The sequence below is a fragment of the Mesorhizobium sp. M4A.F.Ca.ET.020.02.1.1 genome (assembly GCF_004022645.1).
Lineage (GTDB): Bacteria > Pseudomonadota > Alphaproteobacteria > Rhizobiales > Rhizobiaceae > Mesorhizobium.
The window spans coordinates 1-1,157 of record NZ_RZOI01001140.1 but is presented as its reverse complement, the minus strand read 5'-3'; the positions used below and the strand labels follow the sequence as shown (position 1 = coordinate 1,157).

The 1,157-nt window shown below is 61.5% G+C and carries 2 protein-coding genes; both read right to left on the bottom strand.

Annotation, left to right across the window (positions count from 1 at the left end; genetic code table 11):
• Positions 1-115: 115 nt before the first annotated feature.
• A complete protein-coding gene (locus tag EN742_RS35505) occupies positions 116-586 on the bottom strand; it encodes a MaoC family dehydratase (protein ID WP_126058675.1) in 471 nt (156 codons plus the stop codon).
• Positions 583-1,053: a MaoC family dehydratase gene (locus EN742_RS35500; protein ID WP_126058676.1), complete on the bottom strand. Its 471-nt coding sequence runs from the start codon at positions 1,051-1,053 to the stop codon at positions 583-585. The genes EN742_RS35505 and EN742_RS35500 overlap by 4 nt, the downstream gene beginning before the upstream one ends.
• Between the last annotated feature and the right edge of the window lie 104 nt (positions 1,054-1,157).

Sequence of the window (1,157 nt, the reverse complement as noted above, 5' to 3'; positions counted from 1 at the left end):
CTAGTGAATAGTGAATAGTGAATAGTGAATAGTGAATAGTGAAGATCATTGCTCAATGAGAGACGCTGGGTCTCTACCTGCCGCTCACTACTCACCATTCACCATTCACCATTCACTACTCCACCTTCACCAGCACCGCGCTGTCGAATTCGATGACCTTGTCGCCTGTCGAATCGAAGGCTTCGCAGCGCAGCGTGAGCAGGTTCCAGCCGGGACGCGCGGCAAGCGGGCGGTGGGCAAGCGCGGTGCGCGAGAAGGTGACGGTCTCGCCGGCATAGACCGGTTTCAACCATTTCAGGTTCCGGAAGCCGGGCGAGGGGCCGAATTCGGGTTGTGGGCCCGGGCCTGTCCAGCGCACGCCCTCGGTCTCCATGCGCTTTTCGAGATTGTATTTCATCCAGGTGGCCGCGGTGTGCCAGCCCGAGGCGCATAAGCCGCCGAGCACGCTGTTCTTCGCGGCCTCCTCATCGACGTGGAAGACCTGCGGGTCGTATTTGCGGGCGAAGGCCTTGATCTCGTCCGGACCGAATTTGTGCGCGCCGAGCGTGACGGTCTGGCCGATCAGGAAGAACTCGTCCAAAGTCATGACGGGTCCTTTGCGGCATCACGCGCGAGGAACATGCCGGTGTTCTCGAGCTCGAAGACGCTTTCGCCGCGTTGGTTGAACAGTTCGCTGCGCATGGAGACGAGGCCGAGCTGAGGCCGCGACTTGGACTGGCGCTTGGCGAGCACGGTGACCGTGCCGCAAAGCGTGTCGCCGGCCAGGACCGGTTTCTTCCATTTGACGTGGTCGATGCCGGGCGAGCCTTGCGAGGTCGAGTCCAGCAAGAAGGCGTCGCACAGCATGCGCATGAACATCGCGCAGGTGTGCCAACCCGAAGCCGACAAGCCGCCGAGGATGCTGGCCTTGCCGGCCGCCTCGTCGAGGTGCATCGGCTGGGCATCGAACTCGCTGGCGAATTCGATGATCTCCGCAGCGCTTACATTTTTCGTGCCGAGGTCGTGCGAGGCGCCCTCGACGAAATCCTCATAGGCCCAGGTCTTTCCGGTCATGGTCCATTTCCGATTAGGCGAACGCGCGATCCCGAGGATCGGGCATCCCGGATGCCGGCCAACAGGCATTTGGTCAAGTCATTTCTGGTGAGCCAGCCGGAGGG

What these genes read in the sequence shown, in the direction of transcription:
- EN742_RS35505 (WP_126058675.1), bottom strand. Translation starts at nt 586, where the DNA reads ATGACTTTGGACGAGTTCTTCCTGATCGGCCAGACCGTCACGCTCGGC.
- EN742_RS35500 (WP_126058676.1), bottom strand. Translation starts at nt 1,053, where the DNA reads ATGACCGGAAAGACCTGGGCCTATGAGGATTTCGTCGAGGGCGCCTCG.